Origin of the sequence: Parendozoicomonas callyspongiae, assembly GCF_023502345.1 — a bacterium.
GTDB lineage: Bacteria > Pseudomonadota > Gammaproteobacteria > Pseudomonadales > Endozoicomonadaceae > Sansalvadorimonas > Sansalvadorimonas callyspongiae.
Genome location: NZ_JAMFLX010000004.1, coordinates 67,432 through 90,755, shown reverse-complemented (window position 1 = coordinate 90,755; position 23,324 = coordinate 67,432). Strand labels below are relative to the sequence as shown.

The 23,324-nt window shown below is 47.7% G+C and carries 25 protein-coding genes; 7 read left to right on the top strand and 18 right to left on the bottom strand.

The window, feature by feature from the left end:
* Positions 1–170: 170 nt before the first annotated feature.
* Positions 171–1,130 (bottom strand): LysR family transcriptional regulator, encoded by a 960-nt coding sequence (locus tag M3P05_RS04220; RefSeq protein ID WP_249698055.1) that lies wholly within the window; start codon positions 1,128–1,130, stop codon positions 171–173.
* Between the two features lie 327 nt (positions 1,131–1,457).
* Between M3P05_RS04220 and M3P05_RS20880 the strand changes: the two genes are divergently transcribed.
* The 3 genes from M3P05_RS20880 to M3P05_RS04210 all read left to right on the top strand — a co-directional run bounded on the left by M3P05_RS20880 (position 1,458) and on the right by M3P05_RS04210 (position 2,505).
* The gene (locus tag M3P05_RS20880) at positions 1,458–1,580 is read left to right on the top strand and encodes a hypothetical protein (protein ID WP_283777673.1); all 123 of its coding nucleotides are present in this window, start codon (positions 1,458–1,460) and stop codon (positions 1,578–1,580) included.
* On the top strand, positions 1,549–1,737 hold the full coding sequence (locus tag M3P05_RS04215; protein ID WP_249698053.1) for a hypothetical protein: 189 nt from the start codon (positions 1,549–1,551) through the stop codon (positions 1,735–1,737). The genes M3P05_RS20880 and M3P05_RS04215 overlap by 32 nt, the downstream gene beginning before the upstream one ends.
* Positions 1,738–1,884: 147 nt before the next feature.
* Positions 1,885–2,505, top strand: coding sequence for a LysE family translocator (locus M3P05_RS04210; RefSeq protein ID WP_249698051.1), 621 nt, complete (start codon positions 1,885–1,887; stop codon positions 2,503–2,505).
* Between the two features lie 103 nt (positions 2,506–2,608).
* Here M3P05_RS04210 and M3P05_RS04205 read toward each other — a convergent pair whose 3' ends face one another.
* Entirely contained in the window at positions 2,609–3,469 is an 861-nt protein-coding gene (locus M3P05_RS04205) for an alpha/beta hydrolase family protein (protein ID WP_249698049.1), read from the bottom strand.
* A gap of 188 nt (positions 3,470–3,657) precedes the next feature.
* Here M3P05_RS04205 and M3P05_RS04200 point away from each other — a divergent pair, with 188 nt between their 5' ends.
* Positions 3,658–3,948, top strand: coding sequence for a hypothetical protein (locus tag M3P05_RS04200; protein WP_249698048.1), 291 nt, complete (start codon positions 3,658–3,660; stop codon positions 3,946–3,948).
* Positions 3,949–3,969: 21 nt separating this feature from the next.
* Complete coding sequence (locus M3P05_RS04195) at positions 3,970–4,224, top strand: LysE family translocator (RefSeq protein WP_283777679.1); 255 nt, start codon at positions 3,970–3,972, stop codon at positions 4,222–4,224.
* 33 nt (positions 4,225–4,257) lie between these two features.
* On the opposite strand, the gene ilvD is transcribed toward M3P05_RS04195, so the two are convergent.
* The 4 genes from ilvD to M3P05_RS04175 form a co-directional block, all read right to left on the bottom strand.
* On the bottom strand, positions 4,258–6,099 hold the full coding sequence (gene ilvD, locus M3P05_RS04190) for a dihydroxy-acid dehydratase (RefSeq protein ID WP_249698047.1): 1,842 nt from the start codon (positions 6,097–6,099) through the stop codon (positions 4,258–4,260).
* A 206-nt stretch (positions 6,100–6,305) separates the two neighbouring features.
* A complete protein-coding gene (locus M3P05_RS04185; protein WP_332841994.1) occupies positions 6,306–7,484 on the bottom strand; it encodes an NEL-type E3 ubiquitin ligase domain-containing protein in 1,179 nt (392 codons plus the stop codon).
* 134 nt (positions 7,485–7,618) lie between these two features.
* Positions 7,619–8,014 carry an acyl-CoA thioesterase gene (locus M3P05_RS04180; RefSeq protein WP_249698043.1) on the bottom strand — a complete coding sequence of 132 codons (396 nt, stop codon included), beginning with the start codon at positions 8,012–8,014 and terminating at the stop codon, positions 7,619–7,621.
* A 37-nt stretch (positions 8,015–8,051) separates the two neighbouring features.
* On the bottom strand, positions 8,052–9,080 hold the full coding sequence (locus M3P05_RS04175) for an AraC family transcriptional regulator (protein ID WP_249698041.1): 1,029 nt from the start codon (positions 9,078–9,080) through the stop codon (positions 8,052–8,054).
* Positions 9,081–9,412: 332 nt separating this feature from the next.
* Here M3P05_RS04175 and M3P05_RS04170 point away from each other — a divergent pair, with 332 nt between their 5' ends.
* Positions 9,413–10,777, top strand: a complete 1,365-nt coding sequence (locus M3P05_RS04170) for a sodium-dependent transporter (protein WP_249698039.1) — start codon at positions 9,413–9,415, stop codon at positions 10,775–10,777.
* Positions 10,778–11,209: 432 nt separating this feature from the next.
* On the opposite strand, the gene M3P05_RS04165 is transcribed toward M3P05_RS04170, so the two are convergent.
* The 10 genes from M3P05_RS04165 to M3P05_RS04120 all read right to left on the bottom strand — a co-directional run bounded on the left by M3P05_RS04165 (position 11,210) and on the right by M3P05_RS04120 (position 20,250).
* Entirely contained in the window at positions 11,210–11,812 is a 603-nt protein-coding gene (locus M3P05_RS04165; protein WP_249698037.1) for a PqiC family protein, read from the bottom strand.
* Positions 11,813–11,822: 10 nt separating this feature from the next.
* Positions 11,823–12,761 (bottom strand): MlaD family protein, encoded by a 939-nt coding sequence (locus M3P05_RS04160; RefSeq protein ID WP_249698036.1) that lies wholly within the window; start codon positions 12,759–12,761, stop codon positions 11,823–11,825.
* A complete protein-coding gene (locus M3P05_RS04155) occupies positions 12,758–13,537 on the bottom strand; it encodes an ABC transporter ATP-binding protein (protein WP_249698034.1) in 780 nt (259 codons plus the stop codon). The genes M3P05_RS04160 and M3P05_RS04155 overlap by 4 nt, the downstream gene beginning before the upstream one ends.
* Before the next feature lie 5 nt (positions 13,538–13,542).
* Positions 13,543–14,643, bottom strand: coding sequence for an MlaE family ABC transporter permease (locus M3P05_RS21060; protein WP_249698032.1), 1,101 nt, complete (start codon positions 14,641–14,643; stop codon positions 13,543–13,545).
* 104 nt (positions 14,644–14,747) lie between these two features.
* Positions 14,748–15,893, bottom strand: a complete 1,146-nt coding sequence (locus tag M3P05_RS04145; RefSeq protein WP_249698030.1) for an RING finger protein — start codon at positions 15,891–15,893, stop codon at positions 14,748–14,750.
* 188 nt (positions 15,894–16,081) lie between these two features.
* Entirely contained in the window at positions 16,082–17,092 is a 1,011-nt protein-coding gene (gene lipA, locus M3P05_RS04140) for a lipoyl synthase (RefSeq protein WP_249698029.1), read from the bottom strand.
* Positions 17,093–17,773 (bottom strand): lipoyl(octanoyl) transferase LipB, encoded by a 681-nt coding sequence (gene lipB, locus M3P05_RS04135; RefSeq protein ID WP_249698027.1) that lies wholly within the window; start codon positions 17,771–17,773, stop codon positions 17,093–17,095.
* A gap of 35 nt (positions 17,774–17,808) precedes the next feature.
* Entirely contained in the window at positions 17,809–18,078 is a 270-nt protein-coding gene (locus M3P05_RS04130) for an HP0495 family protein (protein ID WP_249698025.1), read from the bottom strand.
* Complete coding sequence (locus M3P05_RS04125; RefSeq protein WP_249698023.1) at positions 18,047–18,952, bottom strand: aminotransferase class IV; 906 nt, start codon at positions 18,950–18,952, stop codon at positions 18,047–18,049. The genes M3P05_RS04130 and M3P05_RS04125 overlap by 32 nt, the downstream gene beginning before the upstream one ends.
* Positions 18,953–19,047: 95 nt before the next feature.
* On the bottom strand, positions 19,048–20,250 hold the full coding sequence (locus M3P05_RS04120) for a D-alanyl-D-alanine carboxypeptidase family protein (RefSeq protein ID WP_249698022.1): 1,203 nt from the start codon (positions 20,248–20,250) through the stop codon (positions 19,048–19,050).
* Between the two features lie 451 nt (positions 20,251–20,701).
* Here M3P05_RS04120 and M3P05_RS04115 point away from each other — a divergent pair, with 451 nt between their 5' ends.
* On the top strand, positions 20,702–21,166 hold the full coding sequence (locus tag M3P05_RS04115; RefSeq protein WP_249698020.1) for a hypothetical protein: 465 nt from the start codon (positions 20,702–20,704) through the stop codon (positions 21,164–21,166).
* 62 nt (positions 21,167–21,228) lie between these two features.
* On the opposite strand, the gene M3P05_RS04110 is transcribed toward M3P05_RS04115, so the two are convergent.
* Positions 21,229–22,188, bottom strand: coding sequence for a septal ring lytic transglycosylase RlpA family protein (locus M3P05_RS04110; RefSeq protein ID WP_249698018.1), 960 nt, complete (start codon positions 22,186–22,188; stop codon positions 21,229–21,231).
* Positions 22,189–22,216: 28 nt separating this feature from the next.
* The gene (gene mltB, locus M3P05_RS04105) at positions 22,217–23,263 is read right to left on the bottom strand and encodes a lytic murein transglycosylase B (RefSeq protein WP_249698016.1); all 1,047 of its coding nucleotides are present in this window, start codon (positions 23,261–23,263) and stop codon (positions 22,217–22,219) included.
* Positions 23,264–23,324 lie beyond the last annotated feature (61 nt).

The window sequence follows — 23,324 nt, the reverse complement described above, 5'->3', positions numbered from 1 at the left end:
TTGCAGAACTCACATTCATTTTTTGTTCAAGTACACGGAAAAAAGCTCTGGGGTGAACTGAGTAAACTGCATGCCGCATATTGGCAATGTATGTTTTTGACAAAATGAAAGGCAAATATCATCACAGGTACTAACGTCATACTATTAAAAAAACTAATAGTGTAGCGGTGTCATCCTATCTCTATGTGATTTTGTAGCCACATCAGTTGCTCCGTCATGGTTGGATAAAACCTGTTTTTCAATATTTGCCTGGCATCATTGGCAATTGTCTGGGGGAGGTCGTCGAGCTCTCCTTCTCGGGCAATTAATGTAAGTTCACGGCAGGGGCTCTCACCGGGAAGTAATCCAACACTGACCAGTTGCTGAATTCTGGATCCAAGTTGGTATAGACAAAGAGGTGTGGTAATTGTCCAGCCACACCCTGAGGCAACAGCATTCAAAATGGCTGAGGTATTATCAAGGTAAAGCCTTGGATGTGGTGAAATGCCTTGCTGCCGAAGTATCCGCTCAACCTGCTGCCCAATCAGGGAATAATCGGTATACCGAACCATATGGAGCTCTCTAGCGAGAGTATTCAGGTTATCCAAATGGTGAGAGTGGCTCTTGGGGGTAATTAACAGCAGAGGTTCTTTAAGAATACGGTGCCGGATAAGTCCGTTGTAATCCTCCAGGCCATCATCAGAAATAATAATATCAGTATTGCGTGATCTGATGGCATGAGCATGCACGTGTGACTGACCTGTCTGTACACTCCATTCGCCGGTTCTTTGCTCGACAACATCAAGAAGAGGTTTGCCAATGGCGCTCATTAATGAGTCTACAAGGGCAATACGGACATGGAAGAGGCGCTTAAAGTCTCCGCAGCGAATATCTTGCCCAGTTTTCTTCACCTGCTTGAGAAGTGGGACACCTCGGTCATAAAGAAATCTGCCAGCAGTCGTCAGCTCCATAGGTCGGACAGAGCGATCAAGCAACTGTACGCTTAAACCATCTTCCAGTGCTGTCAAAATCTGAGATATTGACGACTGAGAGGCTCCCAACCGTTGAGCAATAGTTGTCATGTTGCCGGATTCAGCCAATTGGATAAAAACATCCAAAGACCGCAGGTCGAAACCGTATGGACTTCTCATGGATACTGATACTTTTTTATTATTCTTAGAGCATTATTAACCCATACCATACCTATTTTTCTGCCTAAAGAGCAAACAGGAGCAAGGCAGAGCAAAACATGATCATTTTTTGAGCACACATTCTTGAGAATTTCGCCATAAAGAGGAGTGTTATTCTCTGCTTTTTTATGATCGATTCCGCACTGCTATCCCGTTTCGAAACCTTTTCAGATACTCGTGCCCCTAAAAAAGTGACCCACGTGTTAGCTGAAGTTATCTTCACCGAAACAGATGAGTATGCTCATGGCCGCAGTGAGCATCGACGCTGCTGGGCAATAGGATGTAAAAATGTTCCCTGTTGCTGAAGGCTGGAAAGCCAAGACCGTTGCTGCAATCCAGCTGGGTAGTCAGAAAAAGGCTAAGGGGGCAGCGGGTGTTGATGAGCAGTCGCTGGTTAATTTTAAAGGCTAACCTGTATAAACTCTGGAACCGGATGTCGTCTGGCAGTTACTTTCCGGCACCTGTGAAAGCCGTTGCTATCCCAAAGAAATCAGGAGGAGAGCGGATACTGGGTATTCCAACCGTTGAGGATCGCATTGCTCAAATGGTGGTGAAAATGGAATTTTAACCCTTGGTGGAACCGCACTTCCTACCGGGTTCTTACGGATACATGCCGAATAAATCAGCACTAGATGCTGTGGGCGTCACACGAAAACGCTTATGGCCGGGCTGCCAACACCAGTCTCTGGCATCCAATATTTAACCGGTTGTTGATATGTCTTTTGCTCAATGGCTGCCTGTCTTTGCTGTCTGCCTGATGGGAGCCATGAGTCCTGGCCCCAGCCTTGCTGTTGTTCTGCGCAATACCACCAACGGTTCACGCTGGCATGGCATTGTCACAGGTCTCAGTCACTGTATTGGGATTGGGATTTATGCTGTTGCAGTTACAACGGGGCTGGTTGTTCTAATTACAGAAACACCATCACTGTTTCGTGTTATTACCTGGGGAGGGGCGGCTTATCTGGCCTGGCTGGGTTATAAATCGTTCACTGCACCTGCCGTATCAGGCGATCTTACCAGCGATAATAACGGCACTCCGAAACTCACTGTTACGGAAGCCGCCAGACAGGGTTTTCTGATTTCCTTTCTTAACCCCAAAATTGCCGTTTTCTTTATCGCTCTGTTCAGCCAGTTTGTTATTCCGGGAGCAGGGATTGCCTACCAGAGTATCCTTGCCCTGACAGCAGTTATTGTTGATGGAGCCTGGTATGCGCTGGTAGCTGTCACAATCAGCCAGCCCCATATTCTTAAACACCTGAGAATGCGCACAGCACTGATCAATAAAGTGACCGGAGTAATTCTGGTAGTTATTGCAACAAATGCCTTGGTCAGTTAGGAGCCTGTTGTGGCTTTATGATTTCCTGCCACACCCATACGGTCTGGAGAGATTCTTTTTCCGATATTCAGGCCGGGCATCCATTTCCACCTACTGAAAGGCTCTATTGTGCCAGCCAGTCTGCTGCTTCCTCCCAGGCTTTGGTATTCATGGTTTTTTTGAAATAACCAAAGTGATCTATCCGGGACATCTGATAATGTTCAGGCCTAAGCACATGAATATCACCGTCAGTAGCGGTGAAAAGCTTGCCCAGCTCCCGTACACAGTTTTCAGGAGCAAACATATGATCATCACTCACCGCACAGAGCTTGAGACGTCCCTGATAGTTGTGGAAGCCTGATCTTATTGGCTGCCCTTTCTCATCTGAGAGGTAGGCAGAAGAGCCTCCAAACCGTCCCCAGTCCCGAATCACGCCTTTGGGAAGCTTCTCTGAACCCAGAACCCATGCAGGTAAATGACCAATACTCTTATGGAATAAAGGCAATATCCCTCTAAAGAAGAACCAGGATTTTATCCGGGTGGAAAAGGATGGCCAGTTACGCCAATAGATATGTTGGGAGGCAACCCCCAGGAATGAGTCGTAACGATTGTTATCAGGCAAAGCCCCCATCAACTGCCCACCTATAGAGTGCCCTACCCCATGAATCCGGTAATCCGGGTATTCACTCTTTACCCAATTGAGAACAGCATCCATATCCCGTTCTCCCCAGTGAAGCATGGTTGGAGCAGGCGCATGATACTTGCACTCCTGACTCTGGCCTATGCCACGATAGTCGTAGATCAGCACCTTGAATCCCTGCTGCCGCAGAAAGTCAGCGAAAGGACGGTAATACCCCTGTAGAACTCCTGTGGCACCGTTGATAATGACCAGCTGCTTTCTGCAGGAGCTTTCCTCAGGTTCAAGCAGCTCGCCTTTCAGGTAATAGCCATCTGGCGTTGGAATCGTTATTTTCTGGCTATTCATAGTCACTCCTTGGGGCACTTCTCTGTAAAGAAGAAACTATCAGCCCGACCGGAAGGCACTCTATGATTTTTCCAGCCACTTTACTGACCATTTCTGACATTAGACCTTGGAATTAGGCACAGAAACTTATCCCCACTCATCCAGTCAATATGTTCATACAAACATTATGGGCATTTAAGGTGGTCACTATGAACAAACAGGATATTGCCTGGATATTGGTTCGATGTGCGGGTTTGTGGATGCTGGTACAGGCTTTGATGATACTTCCAACATTTCTGGGCGCTCTGCCGGTTATCTGCGAGGTGATCATTTCCTGGGATATGATTTCCGATACAAGCTGGACTGTATTGCTGGGGCGAGGCACCGTTTCCAATACCGTCAGAATAGTTTGCGAAACAGGCTTTTTATTCATTTCAGCATCATGGTTACTGGTCAGGGGCGATTGTCTGATCCAACTGATTGCCAGATGTAGAAACTGAAATTAAGGAAGAGTTTCGCACCTGCAGGGGCTTCTCGTAGCGCTGTCCAATCCAAAAGCCATTGTCTTTACTACAGCCCTATTCCCTCAGTTTATTGATATAACTGAACCGCTTTTGCCACAGTTTCTTATTCTTGTTGCGACTTTCATGACTGGTTCATTCAGCTGCCTTCTTGCCTATTCAGTATTGGCTCAAAGGCTTAAAGTGCGCTCAAAGTCAATTTTATCAGGGCAGGTGTCGTACTGGCTGCTCATAGATGAAGAATGGCCGGAATAAATCCGGCCATTCAGGTATGGAGGTCTCTTGAGATTAATCAAAGAGAGCGAGATCTCTTACAGCCCCCCGATCCGCTGAAGTTGCCATCTTGGCATAAGCTTTCAAAGCTGTGGAAACCTTTCGAGGCCTATCGGCAACGGGTTTCCAACCCTGCTTGCCTTTGGCATCCATTACTGCACGACGCTCTGCCAGTACAGAAGCATCAACATCAACATTGATGGTTCGCTCAGGGATATTGATACAGACCCTGTCACCCTGCTCAATCAAACCAATAGCGCCGCCTGATGCTGCTTCGGGGGACACATGACCAATAGAAAGCCCTGAAGTACCGCCGGAGAAACGCCCATCAGTTAGCAAGGCACAGGCCTTACCCAAGCCTTTTGACTTCAGATAGCTGGTTGGATACAGCATTTCCTGCATACCAGGTCCCCCCTGCGGTCCTTCATAACGAATAACAACGACATCGCCTGCTTTCACCCCGCCTTCCAGAACATCGTTAACCGCATCTTCCTGGCTCTCACAAACGTGAGCAGGTCCTTCAAACACCAGAATACTTTCATCAACACCTGACGTTTTCACCACACAGCCATTCTCGGCAATATTGCCAAACAGAACGGCCAGTCCACCTTCCAGACTGTAAGCATGATCCAGACTGCGGATACAGCCATTTTCACGGTCAGCATCCAGGCTTGGCCAGCGAGTGTCCTGACTGAAAGCTTCTGTCGTACGGATACCGGCAGGACCAGCCTTGTAGAAGGTTTTCACCGTATCATTGATGGTCTCTATAATATCCCAGTGGCTCAGTGCATCCTCCACTGATGGGCTGTGCACCGTCGGAATATCGCTGTGAAGCAAACCGGCCCTGTTCAGCTCTCCCAAAATGCCCATAACGCCGCCAGCTCTATGAACATCTTCCATATGATATTTCTGGATATTGGGAGCCACCTTGCATAGCTGGGGCACCTTACGCGATAAACGATCAATGTCCTGCATATCGAAAGGCACTTCGCCTTCCTGCGCAGCAGCTAATAGATGGAGAATGGTATTTGTAGAACCACCCATGGCGATATCCAGACTCATCGCGTTCTCAAAAGCTTTTACGCTGGCAATAGAACGGGGCAGGACAGTTTCATCATCCCGCTCATAATACCGTCTGGTGATATCCACAATTTTTCGCCCAGCTTCAAGGAACAGTTCCTTACGGTCAGCGTGGGTTGCCAGTAGGGAACCATTGCCGGGAAGGGAAAGTCCCAATGCTTCCGTCAGACAGTTCATGGAGTTGGCAGTGAACATACCGGAACAGGAGCCGCAGGTCGGACAGGCAGAGCGCTCATACTCATCGACAGTGTCCTGATCGGCATCAGAAGCGGCGATGACCATGGCATCAACAAGATCAAGACCATGCTCAGCCAGCTTGGTTTTACCAGCCTCCATCGGGCCACCGGATACAAAGATGGTGGGAATGTTCAGACGCATGGCAGCCATCAGCATTCCGGGAGTAATTTTGTCGCAGTTGGAAATACAGACCAGCGCATCAGCCGTATGCGCGTTGACCATATATTCCACAGAATCCGCAATAATATCCCTGCTCGGCAGGGAGTAGAGCATCCCGTCGTGCCCCATAGCGATGCCATCATCGACGGCAATCGTATTAAATTCCTTGGCCACCCCTCCGGCTTTTTCAATCTCACGGGCAACCAGCTGCCCCATATCCTTTAGATGGACATGACCGGGAACAAACTGGGTAAACGAGTTGGCAACGGCAATGATGGGCTTCTGGAAATCCTCATCAGTCATTCCCGTTGCACGCCACAACGAACGGGCGCCCGCCATATTCCGGCCTTGGGTTGATGTTTTGGATCGATAGACAGGCATGAAAGCACCTCATTAGCAATGCCACAGCTTTTGCATCATGCTGGATTCAACAATAAGCGCTATCTGCTGTGTTGTATTTATTCACTTTTTTCTGGTGCGGCTTAGCATACCAGAAAATAATCCGGAATCAGGGACTTGTTCTGCACTATACGATAAGATTCCAAATGTATCTGAGGGAAAATTCTCTTGATCGGGTTTTAAAGGAGCTACCCTGAGCTGTCTTTTTTATTGGCAGCCGCGGCTCTTAAACGGGCATATTCCTCTTGCTGCATTTTCAGGACTTCTTCTTGTTTGTGATAAGGCAGAGGCTCTCCAACTTTCATATTTTTAATAACACCCATATAAAAGTCGTCCAGCTCTTCTTCCCATGCTCTTTTCAGCTCAATAACTTCGGGGCTTTCGAGAGGCTTATCACCGAGATCAACGAACTTATTTTGATAGGCATCATTGATTGCATCGACATCCCCAAAATATAAGTCAGCTAGTTTTTCTCGCAGGGGAGGCCACTGTGCCAAAAACAGATATTCCCTCTCGGGGTGATCTTTAAGCTCTGTTTCTACTTTCTTTCTCGCATTATCAAGCATACGGTCAGTTACCTCGGAATATGACCGGTTAAGCATGTGTTGATTTTCAGCCAAAGGCAGATCAAGAGAATCGCGTAAACCCAGAAGGTAGGCTAATTCAATTTCGATCTGATCAGCTTCATGCATGGTAACAAGCTGCTTAAGGCCCTGTTGGTTCTTGTACTCTTTTTGGGCAATTTCCTTCACCAGCTTCATTCGCCAGAGTCCTACCCCCATATCGAGCAACGGTTTGGGATCATCCATCCGGCGGACTTTTGCTACCTGTACCGCCTGTTCCATCATGTTGAGCCCAAGCAATGCACGGTCTGTACAGCTACTGGTTGCTTCATATGAAGCAGCCAGACAGTCTTCCATAACATCCTTATCTGCTGCCATGGCCTTAAGAACAATCGAAACTCTCTTTGCCATTGTTTGTCCCCTGGAAGGGTGTTCGTAATCAAGAGTTCCTATGAGCTTAAACAGGTGTATTCTCAGCGTTTCTTTCGCCGTATCGTCTAACTTTGCGATCGAATTACGAACATCGGTTGGGCAATCTTGCTCTGCGACGACATACCAATGATTAAGTAGCTCCCCAAGGGTCGCGGTCTCAGCATCTACAATCGAAATTCTCGGGGTCGTATATACAAATAAACTACCTGCACCACGAACATCATTTAGAGCAACCCTTTCAGACTGAGGAAGCTGATTCTTGGTAAGAAATACCTTACAGGTATGATCCCGGCCAAGCTGTAGAAGTGGCGAAGGCAGAGAAGTAAACTGGTTTTTTACCAGCTTTAGAGTCTCCAAATGAAGTGATCCCACAAAGAGCTACCGGGGATATAACGCTGGTTCTGGATTTTGATAGCAGGAGGCTGAGGAGTATTCCCCTGACGCACACGGTGAAAAAGAGGCATAAGCCGTCCCTGACTTAATCGAAACCTCTCTAAGTATAGAAATCACTCTCCGATTATGTGCTGTTCCAGTTGAGAGCGAATTTCATCGGGGATAGGAACAGAACTGCTGGTGCTGTAATCGTAATGAATAAGGGCCGCATCTCCACGAGCCTGGCATTTACCACCCTGCCAGACCTCCTGACGCACAGTCATTGAGGAATTGCCAATTTTTGCCAGCCCGGTCCGCACCTCAACATCTTCGCCATAGAAGATTTCGCCCAGAAAATCGACACTGATTCTGGCAATAATCAACTTCCACTTTTTAATATCAAGATCTGGCGTAAATAGGCGGAAGACTGGCTCCCGGGCTTTCTCAAACCAGACAGGCACAACTGTATTATTAATGTGCCCAAGAGCATCCGTTTCAAAAAAACGGGGAGAGATCATCTCTTTATACATCTTATTATTATCCCGTTATGCTGTTATCACATCATTCTCAGGTTTCCAGTTCTGTCACCGTATGGCGATAGTACCCTGGAGAATGGCCGGTCCACTTTCGGAAAGCCCTGCCAAAATTACTGGGGTCGTTATAGTCCAGCCGCTCGGCAATTTCTTCGACTGTCAGTCTGGTATTTCTCAGATAATGTAATGCCAGACGCTTGCGCTCCCTGTTCACAAGGGTTCGATAGGTAATATCCAGCTCCTGCAGCTGGCGGCGCAGGGTGCGCGGAGAAATCAGCAGATAATCGGCTGTCTGCTCCAAAGAGGGAATCACCCCTTCACGGCTGCGAATAAAGGAGAGTACCCGCCCCAGAAGGCCGGTTTCCACTTTCATATCTTCCAGAATCTTCCGGCACTGGCGCTCAGCAGACTGCTGGGTAATTGTATCTGCCATAGGCATGGGCATTTGCAGATAATAAGCAGGAAAACGGAACTGGTGGGCAGCGTGATTATATGAAACTTCGACGTCGCCAAAATCAAAGTCGTCGTAATAATCTTTCTTACTGATCGCCAGATGAAGCTTGTGGCCAACACAGGCATCAGGACCAAAGGAGTAAAACCGCATAACCTGGTGAGACGCGATAAAGGCTTCCACATAGAACCGTCGGTTTTCACCCAGATCCAGCGCCTCATCAAACTGCATCACAGCTTCTTCACCATCAGTATCCAGGAACACCACCATCAGTGGGAAACGGGTCGCCATATAGCGCACCGACATTTCCAGCATGTCTTTGATGGTTTTACTGGTAAGGGCCGCAACAGACAGGACACCGTGGCTGGGAAGATGGAGTCTCTGGCCAAGCTGCCAGCCGAGACTCTGGATTTTACACTGCTGCCTGAGCAGGGTGATAAGGCGATCACAACGTTCGAAATCAATGGTTCCTTCATCCCGTGACAGTTCCTCCGGTCTGATCCCGGCAGCCATCAGGAAGGTATCATCTCGAAGCCCGTTCTCCCTAATCAACACCATCAGGTGACGGATATAGGTGATGGGTATGGCAATATTTCTTTTTATATTCTTCATACTGCGCTCTGAAGTTTGGGACGGTCAAAAACAGCTTCTTTATTTTTTAAATGACCGTTGATCGAACAAAAATACACTATTCATCATGCATTTTCGGATGACATTATTAACATACCAGAAGTGTGGATGGAATGATTAATAACAAGCTAACTTCTTCCAAGTTGATTGATTTGTATCTATATCGCACTATTTACAATACCCAAACGTCCCTCCCGTTCATTATTTGCAAATGGCTTACCTGCATTTAACTGTTTCTGATTGAATTAATTGTGTTCCCAGGCTGTTGATTTCCTGCTGCTACACTTTGGCAGAATTACATCAGGAGTTTCGCAATGACGGCCACGACAGACCAGCCCTCCTCTTTAGCCCGAACGGGCTTCAGTTCACGACTTGGTTTTGTTTTGGCTGCTGCCGGATCGGCTGTCGGGCTTGGTAATATCTGGAGCTTTCCTACCCAGGTTGCCGAGAATGGTGGTGCCGCATTTGTTCTTGTTTACCTGGGTCTTTCATTATTACTTGCTTATCCCGCTCTGGTTGCCGAGCTGATGATTGGCCGTTATAGCCAAAGCAATCCGATTACTGCACTGGAACAACTCCCTGATAACCACTCATGGCGTCCCGTTACCCGCATCACAGGCATTATTGCAGTATTGGTTATCTGCCTGATTTTCAGTTTTTACAGCGTGGTCGGTGGCTGGCTGGCCGGGTTTGCTATGGCTCCTGTTTTCGAAGCTGCCGGATTCTCCGACCTCAGTAAATGGATGATGGCCTTCTCCACTGAAAGAAACCTTCTATTAGCCATTTTATTTGTTGGTGCCACTCTGGCGGTTGTTAATGGCGGGGTAAAGAATGGTATAGAGCGCTGGTCAGCCCGCCTGATGCCTCTGCTTGTTCTGTTGCTGATTGGTATGATCTTCACAGTTATGCCACAGGAAGGAGCAACTGAAGGGCTGAAGCACTATCTTGTTCCGGATTTCAGCCAGATCAATACTGATCTTATGCTCAATGCCATGGGTCAGGCATTCTTTTCTATGTCCCTGGGAGTCTGTGCAATGATGATTTATGGCTCTTATCTGCGCAGAGATACCAATCTTCCCGGAGTCGCCTTACAGGTCTGCCTGCTGGATACAGGAATTGCTTTTCTTGCTGGCCTGCTGATTATTCCTGCCTTATATGTAGCCCTGAGTAATGGTGTCTCAATTTATGAGAACGGTCAGTTAGTCAACAGCGATACTTTGGTTTTCGAGGTTCTTCCCGACCTGTTCACACGAATGGGAACCGAGGGGATTGTCATGTCCCTGTCCTTTTTTGCCCTGATGACTATTGCAGCACTGACCTCATCGATCTCCATGCTTGAAGTTCCAGTCTCCTGCCTTGCAGAGCGGTCTGGATTCTCCAGAGCCAAAGCAGGCCTGACGGTTTGTGCAGGAGTCTTACTGGTTACTCTGCTTCTAATTATCTATTTCGATCCGCTGTTTAACGCAACAGTTACGTTTACAACCCGTTATGCCCAACCCATCAACAGCCTGTTGTTCTGCCTATATGCTGGCTGGCTGATAAGTCGTCACAGAAAACTTCAGGAAATCAGTCGTGGCTGGTCCAAAGCCGAATCAAGCCTGTTCTGGAAAATCTGGCCCTGGTATATCCGGATTGTTTGCCCGGTAATGATTGGCGTGATCATTTTTCAAAGCATCTAGGTTCTGTTGACATAAGTTTGTGCATTCAGCGCCAGCGAGGCTTTTCAGATCTAGACGCAGGCGTGAAGGAATACTGGTTGTCTTTCGAACGGCTGCAACGACGAACTGGAAAGCCTCGCTGGCGCCCTCCGGGTGGCCCAGAAAGCCGCCACTCACTTCGTCAGGCTTGCTTGATGTAGAACCACTACACCTTCACAAGCCTTTCTTGCGATTAGCGGCTTTCTGGACCACTGAATCGCACAAACTTATGTCAACAGAACCTAGCAATCAGCACAACTTTTCTAGCCTTAGGCCAAAGTCTGTACAACCTTTATCCAATTTCGGATATGGGTATGAGCATATATTCTTATCAACAAGTGAAGGGGTGACAGCCTGTCGAATTCAGACCCACAAGATTCTACTTGAAACCGTCTCTCCCAAAACTCGGAGCCTTTATGGCTCCATTTTTTTGTCCGTAAGTTTTGTCGCAGCTACATTCCGGACAGCTTCAACAATATCAGCACTCATTCCGGCAAGAGCCTGACTGATGCCCAGGGCTAAACGAAGGGACTGCTCCTGACTCTCCGTCTCAGCAATCCAGATAACCTGTTCGTCGGACTGCACCAGGATTTTTCCCTTTTTGTTAAGAAGCTTCCAGCGAGCAGTCACCTCAACAACCTTGTCGACCATAACCAGGTTATCAAGATCCACCTTAACCGCCAGATCAGGTCGCTGGTCACCAAACCAGGGACCGATTGTAACAGCAGCACCTCCCAGTTGCTGACTGAGGTTTTCACTTAAAGTCCTGTCTACCTCCTGACCGAGGTCCGTACCCCAACGATCATTCTCTGCCCGGAAGACTTTCACTTCACCATCGCTCCAGCTGAGTCGGGCATCATTGAGCCAGCCAGGAATATCGGCAGGTATCAGACCTACACTCTGCTGCACCTGAAAAGCTGTCAGCGGGACTTCTGTTTTGAGCTTGTAATAGTCATAAGACGTGGCACACCCGGCCAGCATAGCGGCAATGAGGATCAGGGCTGCTCTGTAATTCATCAGTATCTCCTCACTTGCCCAGTACCAGGGAGTTGGGTTTCTGCTCAAGAGTCTTGGCCAGTTGTTCAACAGCTGCCGCTGCGCGGTTAAGACTCTGCATGGTCTTATTAAGGTCATGCATCAGTGGAGAGTCAGGAGCCAGGTGAGTATTTGCTGTATCAGCCATTTCACCAACCTTCTGAAGATTCTCCTGCGCATCAATCATTGTCTGGCTGACATCTGAGGACAGCAGGCTTAACTGAGTACGCAGATCACTGGTCAGCAACTTCAGCTCTTCAACCGCTTCAGCTGTTTTATTTCCGGCATTCTCAACGGTCTGGAGTGACCGATTCAGATTAACAACTACCCGCTGAAAATCACTGCTGCCGGTAAATTTATGCAGATTTGTCAGGATCTGCTGCATATCTTCCGCCAGAGTTGAAAGGTCAATATCTCCAAGCTCCTTATCCAGAAACTCAAGATCACTGGGAACTGTCTGCAACTGGCGGAACTTGGTTCTTACATCGAACTTGCGTGGTTCGTTCTTGTAAAAATCGATTTCAATATAGAGAAGACCTGTGAGAATACTCTGGGAACGAAGCTTGGCACTTAATCCCTTGGCAAGCAGAAGGTCAAGAAGCTCGGAATCTGTGCGCACCTCACCATCACCATTGTGATCTTCTTCCACTCTATCGGGATAAATATCCACAACGACAGAGTTCAATGGCTCAAGTGCACCTTCATAAAAGCGGGTGGTAATACTGGCAACTTCACCAATTTTTACTCCCCGCAGAGTGACGGGAGCTCCCACTTCCAACCCTTTAATGGAGGTATCATAAACAAGCTCAAACCGTTCCTTATCATCACCAAACAGGTTGCCGCTGCTAACTGTCAATACAAGCGTAATAAGCAATACAATCGTTGCCACAAGAAAAAGCCCGACACTCACAGCTTTCTTTTGTGTCTTCATAACTGCGATCCCTCAGTTTCACCCCGGGCCAGGAAGGACCGGACAATAGCTTCACGACTATGTTCTTTTAACCAGTTCGGATCACCATGATCGAGCGCTGTTTTCGTTACGGCATCAAGGAAGATGCCATTGCTGGCAATAGCAAACATACTGGCCAGCTCATGGGTAACAATAACAACCGTAGTGCCGATTGAATCCCGCAAATGAAGAATCAAATCATCCAGTCTGCGGGCACTTAATGGATCAAGACCTGCTGAAGGCTCATCAAAGAACAAAATCTCCGGATCCAGAGCAATGGCCCTGGCAAGACCAGCCCGCTTACACATGCCACCGCTTATTTGAGATGGGAAATAATCTTCATAACCACCCAGACCAACAAGAGAGAGTTTGTAATGAACAATGTCTCTGATTTCACTGCGATGAGCACCTGCATGCCTTAAAGGCAGAGCCACATTCTCAGCCAGTGTCATATCGCTGAACAGCGCACCACTCTGAAAGGTGATTCCCCAACGCTGCCGCATTTGTTGCCGGGACTGCTCATCGGCAGAGATATAACTCTCACCGTTATAAACAATGTCCCCTTCTGCTGGAGAATTAAGGCCAATCAGATGCTTTAACAAGGTACTCTTTCCACATCCACTCCCCCCCATGATGACAAAAATATCACCCTGATTAACTTTGAAATTCAGATTCTTCTGAATAAGGCGGTCACCATAACGCATGGTCAAAGCACGGGTTTCTATCACGGGGAACTCTATGGTTTTCGGCGCATCCATCACCATCATATTCCCAGCTTGTAAAACATCAGGTTAAGAGCAGCGTCAGCAATCACGAAATAGACAATAGCCTGAACCACAGCTCGGGTTGTCGCCTCGCCAACTGCTGCAGAAGAACCCCGACAGTTCATTCCAGACTGACAGCCAGCTAAAACAATCAGCAGACCAAAAATAAAACCTTTAAAGCAGCCCGCCAGAACATCGCCGGGAGAAAATGACTGCAGTAACTGGTGAAGATACATACGCAACGTCATCTCCATTCCCGTCGTCATAACACCGCCGCCAATCATTCCCAGAATAAAGCTGTAGGCAGATAAAAGGGGCATAGCGATAGCCATGGCCAGGAGCCGTGGCATAACAAGAAAATCCATGGGGCGAATTCCCATGGTTTTCAGCGCATCCACCTCTTCATTCACCTGCATAGCACCCAGTTCTGATGCCCATGCAGCTCCCGTTCGACCTGCCATAATGACGGCAGTCATCAAAGAGCCCATTTCCCTGACCATGCCAAGAGCAACAAGGTTTGCGACGTACACTTCTGCACCAAACTGAGACAGCTGGATCATTCCCAGATAAGCCAGAATCATCCCAACCAAAACGCTTAATAAGGAGAGAATACCAAGAGCTTTCGGGCCAGCCTGATTAAGACAGAAGAGTAGATCTACGGCTCGCATATGACTGCGGCCGGCAAAAAGGCGGCCAACAGCGATACACATTTCACCGATAAAACCCAGTGTCTCGATAGCTCCAACCCAGAAAGATTTTAAAAAAGTCCAATGATTATGGCTTTCTTCGGGAGAGCTGATGTTAGGGGGAACAGCTTTAGCAAGGTCATAAAGTTGCTGAACAGATTCAGGGAATGCTGATATATCAAGCTTTTTCTGGTGCTCCTGACACAGGCGTTCAGCGGCCAGAATAAAGGCCAGAAGGCGGGAATCCCATTCAAAATTATCGCCTGGCACCAGGAACACAGTATTGATACAAGTACAGATCGCTTCTTGTATAATTCGCACTTCTGGCAATTGTTTACCTGTTACCCATGCCCCTGCCAAATAAACAACAGGAGCATTGAGATCACTGAAATCAATTAAAAAATCCGTATCCACTATTCCACATCTTGATAAGAGACCAGAAACCAAGTTTCAATACTCTCATAAAAATATGCCTGTCTGCACTTTAACTCACAAGAGCCATTGCGCTTTTTTCAAGTTTATGCGGACTTAGATTTTTTTGAAGTCTTGGTAGAAGGCTCGCCAGTTGAGGATAACCACATACCTTCAGCCCCACCACTTCTTTTTCTTTTCTCATGCAATATTCGGTCAGTTATAGTGAACAAATAAGCCTCATTCATTGCCAGCATATTTTCATTGTTAGAGGATCTGGTACGATTCAACCTCCTTTGGGCAAGAGTGATAGCCCGTAAAACTATTTTCTGATGCTGATCCAGAGTGCCGGCTTCAAGTTCCGAGGCTTTTTCATTCGCATACTTAACAGCATTACTTTTGAATGTGTCACCCGGCTGATCAAGATAGTTGAGCCATCTCTTGTTTAAATCTATGGCTTGTCCGAATACTTCCCTTTCCTGAGGCTCCTGATCTTCGACCTCCTGTTTTTCAGTAAGCTGCCAGTAAAGATCAATTAAATATATTTTGCAGATGCCCAGAGTTTTTTTTGCTTTCTCGTATCCATCCAAGGCCTCCGGAGATGTTGCTTTGATCAGCATAGCGCGCCTATCAGGTGGAGAATCCGCAACAATCATTCTCACATTCTTTTCGACTCGATCAGAGTCACTAAGGAGAATAGACGAATTAAAGTTAGTGATATAAGGAGCTAGAACAGAGTACATTTTTTCCTCTTCTGCACTTAGTTTTGCCTGCACTGTTTTAAGCGAGGTAAATACTGGCACTTGCTGACAGCTGACATGCCCCTCTACTTGAGCATATTCAAGCTTTGAGTGGCAATCAGTACATTCATACCTGGCCGCAAGCTTTTTATCTGCTAACTGGGATATAGCCTCCTTTAACTCATCATCATTCATCAAGCTATTTTCTTCTCCTTGCAGGGCGCACTGTGGGCAAACATCCAATTCTTTCCTGATAACGTCCTGAATACAGTCCTTGCATGCCCAATGCCCCTTGTTACAAACTGGTGCATATACATGTTTATAATTTCCACTACATTGTACCTGAAGAAGAAAAGGACCTTGATCATCCCTGGGTCTATGAACATGAAATTTTTTCCAGGCCCCATTAAATATTTCATTTTCATTTTGTTGCAAGGCAAAACAGCGGTCATGGTATGCCTTGTTGAGATTGGGATTAATTAGGGGCAGGTTTGGTCGTTGGACTGGGGTCATGGCAGCAATCCTCTTTACAGCACATTATTAACATCTGTGTTTCTTGACAGCTGTAAGAGAAAAGGGTTTGGTTTTTTGCGAGTTTTCCTAACCGCTTCGTTAAACAAGACATACTTTCACGGAAGGATTTGAAGAACTGCCCCGCTATTGAAGCAACAACACCAATAGCGGGGAGAGATGTAAAATATTTAATTATTTGGGGGGTGCCCAAGGCCAACATTGTTCTTTTCCAGAACCTGCTCAGCACGGTAACTGGAACGCACCAAGGCACCAGAGACGACTTCCAGGAACCCCTTATCCAGGCCCCACTGACGATACTTCTCAAACTCTTCCGGAGTCACATAACGCTGCAGGGCGATATGGTTCTTGGTTGGTTGCAGGTACTGGCCGAAGGTCAGGATATCCACACCAATTGCACGAAGGTCATCCATGGCTTCCAGGATTTCATCTTCAGTTTCACCCAGACCTAACATAATACTGGTCTTGGTCAGAACATTCGGATTATGCTTCTTGGCATGCTCAAGAACCTCGAGAGTCATCTCATAGCTGGCACGAGGGTCACGAACCGGGTGGGTCAGACGACGTACTGTCTCAACATTCTGGGCAAAAACTGCGATGCCACTGTCGACAACAGTTTCTACATCTTTCAGATTGCCCAGGAAGTCAGGAGTCAGCGCTTCCACGGTCGTATTGGGGTTTTTCTCGATAACCGCTTTTACGACAGCAGCGTAGTGTGCAGCACCACCGTCTTCAATATCATCCCGGTTGACAGAAGTAAGTACCAGGTACTTCAGCCCCATCATACCAACAGTATCAGCTGTGTTTTCTGGCTCTTTCTCATCCAGCAAACCTTTAGGGTTACCGGTGTTAACCGCACAGAACTTACAGGCACGGGTGCAGACGTCACCCATCAGCATGATTGTGGCGGTACCGGAACTCCAACATTCGTTGATGTTCGGGCACATGGCTTCTTCACAAACAGTGCTGAGCTTGTGGTCTTTTACAGTTTTCTTGACCTCACCGTAACGCTTATCGGTATGTGCCTTGATTCGCAGCCATGCAGGCTTGCGCAGAATATTCTGCGGTTTTTTGTTCTGACTTGCTTTCACGCCATTTTTAATAGCGCGAATGCCTTTATCGTTTACAAACTTGCTTCCGCTGGGAACCTGTACTGTTGGAATAAGTTCTTGATCAGACATTTACAGGGCACTCTCCAGGCTTCCCGGAAAGACGGAAAGCTGATTTGTCATATTCAGTTCAGTATAACCAGTCATGCCAACCAGTTGTTTAACCAGCATCCTGGCTACGTCAGTCATCCTTACAGAAGGGCAATAGTCTTTCATCTGGGCAACGGACATATCCGCGTATCCGCAGGGGTTTATTCGCTGGAATGGCTCCATATCCATATCCACATTCAGGGATAATCCATGGAATGAGCAGCCTCTGCGAATACGCAAACCAAGAGCGGCAATCTTGGCCTCGCCAACATAGACTCCCGGTGCATCAGGCTTTGCCGCTGACTCAATGCCGTACTCAGCCAAAGTAGCTATGACCGCATTCTCCATACAAGTCACCAGATCTCGTACGCCCAGTTTCAGGCGCCTCACATCCAGCATCAGGTACACAACCTGCTGCCCAGGACCGTGATAAGTCACCTGCCCGCCGCGATCAACCTGTACAACTGGGATATCTCCAGGTGCAAGGACATGTTCTGCCTTGCCGGCCTGTCCTTGGGTAAAGACTGGTGGATGCTCCACCAGCCAGAGCTCGTCCGGTGTTTCTTTATCCCGCTTGGCAGTGAACTCAGTCATTGCCTGCCAGACGGGAACATAATCTTTCAGACCCAGCTCGCGGATAATAAGCTGCTCCGCGTTATTCATTATTCAGGGTTCCTGTGATTGAGGGAAAACCAGGATCAGAGCACCATCAGTACTCGACCACTGTTCTTAAGTTCTTCATGGAGGGCACGCAGCTGTGGTTCGCCAGTTGCGTTAATAGTGACAACAACGGACTGGAAACGCCCTTTCTTGCTGTCACGAACGGTATATTCTCCGTTGTGTTCCGGGTCATGATTCTTCACGATACTCAACACAACTTCATGAAAATCTTCGGTTACAGCCCCCATAATGCGAATCGTGTAGTCGCAGGGAAACTCAATCTTGGGAGCTTTCTGTTCTTCGGTCATCATTTATCTCCGGTACCTGATCACGGTATATCCGGTAAAGTCCGGCAATATGACGCCACACTTCACCAGGGTTCCCCGCACCAACAGCCGCACCATCCAACTCAACAATTGGCAGAATCTCCCGGTTTGAACTGGTGATCCAGATCTCACTGGCCTCTCGCAACTCTTCTACCTTCAGCTGCCGTTCTTCACAGAGGTAACAGCCATCCCGGGTAGCAATTTCCAGCACGAGGGCGCGGGTAATTCCACCTAAAATTCGTTTACTCAGGGGAGGAGTAATTATCCGATCCCCGATAATGGCAAAAACATTGCTGGAAGCCCCTTCTGTCACGCGGCCTTTACAGTCTATCAAGATAGATTCCGCCATCCCTTCCCTATAGGCCTTCTGAAACGAGATAAGGTTCCCGAGCAACGAAGTACTTTTGATATCACAGCGTTGCCAGCGCCGGTCTTTCTGAGTAATCGCCCTGCCAGTCGGCGCTTCATCCAGAGATGTGCGGATGTTAGGCTCGAGAGGGATTGTCATGGCGAACACAGTCGGCGTTGGTTTCTCGGGGAAACCATGAGCCCGTTTTTCAACAACCCCACGAGTGATCTGAAGGTAAATCGTCAGGTGCTTTGCTGACTCTTTATTCAGTTCCAGCAGGCGGGTAAACATCCCGTGAAAATCTTCGGGAGTCTGACTGAGCTCAAGCTCAATAGCATCCAGGCTGCGGTAGAGACGCTCCATATGAGCGTCCTCCTGCAGAGGCTTTCCGGCAAAAACCGGGATAACCTCATATACCCCGTCTCCAAACAGAAAACCACGATCAAGTACTGAGACCTTCGCCTCTTCTACCGGAACAAATTCCCCATTCAGATAAACCTGAGCCATGACGTTAATCTATTCAATCCACTCAATAGAAGCCTGACAGCCCTGACAGACTCCTATTTGTAACAGACAGGCCAGACATCCCGCCGGGCCATCTATCAGCTAAACAGTCCCATAAAGAAGCGGACAATGCCATCCCACAGGCGCTTGAAGAAGCCACCTTCCTGCACATCTTCCAGCGCAATCAGCGGTTTTTCTTCAACAATTTCATCGTCAATCTTAACGATAACACTGCCGACTACCTGGCCGGCCTGGATAGGCGCTTCCAGATCAGACTCAACGGACATGGTTGCATTCACATCTTTGCCACGACCGCGAGGCACTGTAACAACAAGATCTTTTTCCAGACCAACGGAGAGCTGATCACGATCACCTTTCCAGACACGTACCTGCTCCAGTGCAACACCCCCACGGTTCACTTCAACATTCTCAAAGAAGCGGAAACCATAGGTCAGCAGTTTCTGGGTTTCATTGGCACGGGCACGCTCACTGGCGGTACCCATAACCACAGCAATCAGGCGACGGTCATCTTTCTTGGCAGAGGCTGCAAGACAGTATCCGGCAGCATCGGTATGGCCGGTCTTCAGGCCATCAACATCCGGATTGGTCCACAGCAGAGTGTTACGGTTTGGCTGTGGGTTCAACGGCTTGCCAGTACTTTTGTTTACGCCGTACTGGAACTCACGCTCGTTGTAGATATCGTAGTATTCCGGGTGATCATAGATGATCGCTCTGGACAACTTGGCCAGATCACGGGCAGACGCATAATGTCCTTTGGTAGGCCAGCCGGAAGCATTCTTGAAGTGGCTGTTTTCCATACCCAGTTGCTGGGCTGTGGCATTCATAACCTGGGAAAAAGCATCTTCACTGCCAGCAACATATTCGGCCAGTGCAACACTGGCATCGTTACCGGAAACGATAATGACGCCCTTGAGGAGATCCGAAACGGTGACCTTCTCGCCCACCTCGATAAACATCAGCGAGCCGCGCATGCGCCAGGCTTTTTCACTGACAGTCACGAGATCGTTACGGCTGATATTTCCAGAAGCCAGCTCGTTTTCAACCACGTAGGCGGTCATCATTTTGGTCAGACTGGCAGGAGGCATGGCCTCATCAGAGTTGCTCTCAGCCAGGATTTCACCACTATCAGCATCCAGAAGAATGTAACTTTTGGCTGCAACCTTGGGCGGTGCAGGAATAAGACCGGCTGGCAGTGCTGATGCCATTGAGGAAACGACCAGCATAGCTGCCCCGATCATGGAGGCGGCCAGTCTTTTGGAAATTCGGGCTGTTTGATTCATCTTGCTTCAACAAATTCTTGATAAATGGAACCATAATCCATGTTCCGTGGACGCTTTTATGAAAATGTCCAAAAAAAATATCCATTTTTCGGACTGGGCATTTTACGCGAAAGGGCATTTTGCCCACTCATGGCTGCTTGTCCACCAAGGCCAGATTACAGTAACCGGGGATTATAACAACTGGATTCGAATGCATTAAAGGACATAATCGACATCCATTTATCCAAATCCTGCAGGGGGCACTCACGGCTTAAGCGCCATACTCAGAACACAGGCGTAGCACCTCCGTACGCCAAAGTCACGCAAGATGAAGGGTCGAAACCCCGGGACGAACTGAAGGCATCTGTTTGATGTGCTGACTGTTTTGTTAATTATTTCACGAACAAACGCCACATAAAAAGCTCGTATAACCTGAAGAATTAGCGAAAAAATATTATGAGGTTTAAATATTATGGATACTTTAAAAACACTTTTTTTTAAAAACATTGTATTCGAATTCGCAATGGAGGATAGGGATATCATGCATAATCCTCTTGGAGCACAATGCAATTTAGCTACCAGAGGCTGCATTTTGGGAACGTGTGCAGCCACCGGAGCTGGAATTTTTCTGGGTCATAGCTGTACATCAATTGCTGGTGAGGCGTGTGTTGCAGGTGTTTGTGGAGCCCAAGCGGGGCATGCTGCATTTAAAGAACGTCAAAAAAAGATAACGATAGTTACCCAACCCTTGTTAGAAAGAAATGAAAAGCTAGTACAGAAATTGACAAGCAAAGACAATATTATTATTAGTAAGGACAAGCAAATTGAAATTCTAGAAGATCATGTAGGAACTCTAAAGGATCAGATTCTAAGATTACGGGGACCAAGTCATTCTTCACATGAAAACCCGCCTCCCTATCCCTACAGCGAAACGTAAACCCGAAGCGTAAGTCGCATAAAGTCAGCTCCGGTTGAAAAAAATAAGGCTTTAAGTACCAGCTATTCGTACACCCTGTGGCCTTTGGCCATACTGGCATTACCCAGAGCATCCTGAAGCCTCTGTAGATCCTGCTCCGAGCGAAAAGGCCCGACTCTTACCCTGAACAGAGAATCGGCTCCAGAGATAACACGGACAGGCACGCTGGTTACATTTAACAGCTTGCGCTTCAGTGCTGTTGCTCCGTCACGGCTGCTTAGAGCAGCAACCTGCAAATATAGCTGTTCACCTTCAGAGCTGGCTTCTGATACTGTCCGGTCAACTGCTGAGGTTGTCTTTCTGACAGGAGCTGGTGTGGCCTTTGTACCGGCCGAGGTTGCCTGAAATGCCAGCAGCCCTTCGGGAGAAGTATCGATGCCCTCAATTCTGACTCTGGCAGTCCCCCTGTTGTGATAACCGAGCTTTTTGGCTGCCGCCCAGGACAAATCAATAACCCGGTTACCATGGAATGGCCCCCGATCATTCACCCTGACAATGACACTGCGATTATTAGCCAGATTGGTCACTTTTACATAAGACGGCAATGGCAGAGTTTTATGGGCGGCTGTCATGCCGTACATATCATAAATTTCACCATTGGCGGTTTTGTAGCCGTGAAACTTCACTCCATACCATGATGCGACGCCCTCCTTTCGGTACCCGGTAGCGGAGGATAACGGAACATAGGAAATACCATTCAGTGAATAAGGTGTGAACTTCACATCACCTTCTGCGACCTGCGGAACGGCATCAGGAATCTGACTAACATCTATATTTTTGTGACTGCTATCGTGTTTCAGCTTGTAGCGGCTTGCCTGAATCTCTTCCTGTGTCTGCGTACTTGCACAACCTGCCAGAAAAGCAACAGTCAGAAAAAATACTGCTTCTTTCGATATCAGGCGACCATACAAAGAGCTATTCACAAGACTATACGCAGGGCTATGTAAAAATAGCTCAGCAAGCCTGTTGATGATTCTCATCATTAACGAATGAGTTCCTTTTTACTTCTTGTTATGACTTGGCCAGTGATTTCTTATCCTGAGATTTCATTTTTTTCTCAATCATGTCTCCCAGTTGATAGACGGCCATGGCATAGAGATCACTCTTGTTGTAGCGGGTAATCACATAGAAATTAGTCAAGGTCAGCCAGTGCTCTGTTCCGGAACGTCCTTCCAGCTTAAGCCCCCGTACACGGGCGGTGTCAGACAGAACCCTTGTTGTTCTCCAGCCAAGGTTTTTCACCTCGTTGACGGAATGTGTTGGACGGGGGTTCTTATCAATCGCTTTGGCATATTTCTGCCCCTGGACAGAAGCCTTGGCAGCCACCGGCTTACCTTTCTGCCAGCCATGACGGCTGAGGTATGACGCAATAGAACCTATCGCATCTGCGGGTGACTCCCAAATATCAGCCTGCCCATCCTTATCGAAGTCAATGGCGTATTCACGGTAGCTGGAAGGCATAAACTGGGGAATTCCCATTGCCCCGGCATAGGAGCCGGTCAAAGTAAGAGGATCAAAGCCCTGCTCCCGGGCCAGGATCAGAAACTCTTTCAGCTCTTTACGGAAAAAGGTAGCTCGTCGTGGATATTTGAAACCCAGAGTGGCGAGAGCATCAACAACTCGGAACCCACCGCTGTTCTGGCCAAAACCAGTTTCGATACCAAGGATTCCGATAATGACACTGGTAGAAACGCCATATTCAGAGCTGGCTTTTTCCAGTGTTTTACGATGAGCACGCCAGAACTCGACGCCATCATTGATTCGCTTGTCATTTATAAGAAGGTTTTTGTATTCTGCCCAGGTCAAGCGTTTTTCCGCTGGACGTTGCATAATTTCAACTATTCGGGATTTATATTCTACGTCGTTAAACATCTTCTCCAGCACGGGGCGGGAAAAACCTTCATCGCGAACTAGCTCATCTATAAACCCGTCGATATCCGCTTTGTTGAAGCCTTCACCATAGCTGGGTACTGATAAAAAGAGGCCTGTTAAAAATACAGCTATCAGGCTTTTGAAACGGATCCGCATATGGGTACCCCCTTCGGCACCGCCGGTCATCTACAAACAGCCATGAGCGCGAAATGCCGCAAGCATTTCCATGGATAAAAAAACAGTAATG

Coding starts and splice junctions, on each gene's coding strand:
- M3P05_RS04220 (WP_249698055.1), bottom strand. CDS start 1,130: ATGAGAAGTCCATACGGTTTCGACCTGCGGTCTTTGGATGTTTTTATC.
- M3P05_RS20880 (WP_283777673.1), top strand. CDS start 1,458: ATGTTCCCTGTTGCTGAAGGCTGGAAAGCCAAGACCGTTGCTGCAATC.
- M3P05_RS04215 (WP_249698053.1), top strand. CDS start 1,549: ATGAGCAGTCGCTGGTTAATTTTAAAGGCTAACCTGTATAAACTCTGG.
- M3P05_RS04210 (WP_249698051.1), top strand. CDS start 1,885: ATGTCTTTTGCTCAATGGCTGCCTGTCTTTGCTGTCTGCCTGATGGGA.
- M3P05_RS04205 (WP_249698049.1), bottom strand. CDS start 3,469: ATGAATAGCCAGAAAATAACGATTCCAACGCCAGATGGCTATTACCTG.
- M3P05_RS04200 (WP_249698048.1), top strand. CDS start 3,658: ATGAACAAACAGGATATTGCCTGGATATTGGTTCGATGTGCGGGTTTG.
- ilvD (WP_249698047.1), bottom strand. CDS start 6,099: ATGCCTGTCTATCGATCCAAAACATCAACCCAAGGCCGGAATATGGCG.
- M3P05_RS04180 (WP_249698043.1), bottom strand. CDS start 8,014: ATGTATAAAGAGATGATCTCTCCCCGTTTTTTTGAAACGGATGCTCTT.
- M3P05_RS04175 (WP_249698041.1), bottom strand. CDS start 9,080: ATGAAGAATATAAAAAGAAATATTGCCATACCCATCACCTATATCCGT.
- M3P05_RS04170 (WP_249698039.1), top strand. CDS start 9,413: ATGACGGCCACGACAGACCAGCCCTCCTCTTTAGCCCGAACGGGCTTC.
- M3P05_RS04165 (WP_249698037.1), bottom strand. CDS start 11,812: ATGAATTACAGAGCAGCCCTGATCCTCATTGCCGCTATGCTGGCCGGG.
- M3P05_RS04160 (WP_249698036.1), bottom strand. CDS start 12,761: ATGAAGACACAAAAGAAAGCTGTGAGTGTCGGGCTTTTTCTTGTGGCA.
- M3P05_RS04155 (WP_249698034.1), bottom strand. CDS start 13,537: ATGGATGCGCCGAAAACCATAGAGTTCCCCGTGATAGAAACCCGTGCT.
- M3P05_RS04145 (WP_249698030.1), bottom strand. CDS start 15,893: ATGACCCCAGTCCAACGACCAAACCTGCCCCTAATTAATCCCAATCTC.
- lipA (WP_249698029.1), bottom strand. CDS start 17,092: ATGTCTGATCAAGAACTTATTCCAACAGTACAGGTTCCCAGCGGAAGC.
- lipB (WP_249698027.1), bottom strand. CDS start 17,773: ATGAATAACGCGGAGCAGCTTATTATCCGCGAGCTGGGTCTGAAAGAT.
- M3P05_RS04130 (WP_249698025.1), bottom strand. CDS start 18,078: ATGACCGAAGAACAGAAAGCTCCCAAGATTGAGTTTCCCTGCGACTAC.
- M3P05_RS04125 (WP_249698023.1), bottom strand. CDS start 18,952: ATGGCTCAGGTTTATCTGAATGGGGAATTTGTTCCGGTAGAAGAGGCG.
- M3P05_RS04120 (WP_249698022.1), bottom strand. CDS start 20,250: ATGAATCAAACAGCCCGAATTTCCAAAAGACTGGCCGCCTCCATGATC.
- M3P05_RS04115 (WP_249698020.1), top strand. CDS start 20,702: ATGGATACTTTAAAAACACTTTTTTTTAAAAACATTGTATTCGAATTC.
- M3P05_RS04110 (WP_249698018.1), bottom strand. CDS start 22,188: ATGATGAGAATCATCAACAGGCTTGCTGAGCTATTTTTACATAGCCCT.
- mltB (WP_249698016.1), bottom strand. CDS start 23,263: ATGACCGGCGGTGCCGAAGGGGGTACCCATATGCGGATCCGTTTCAAA.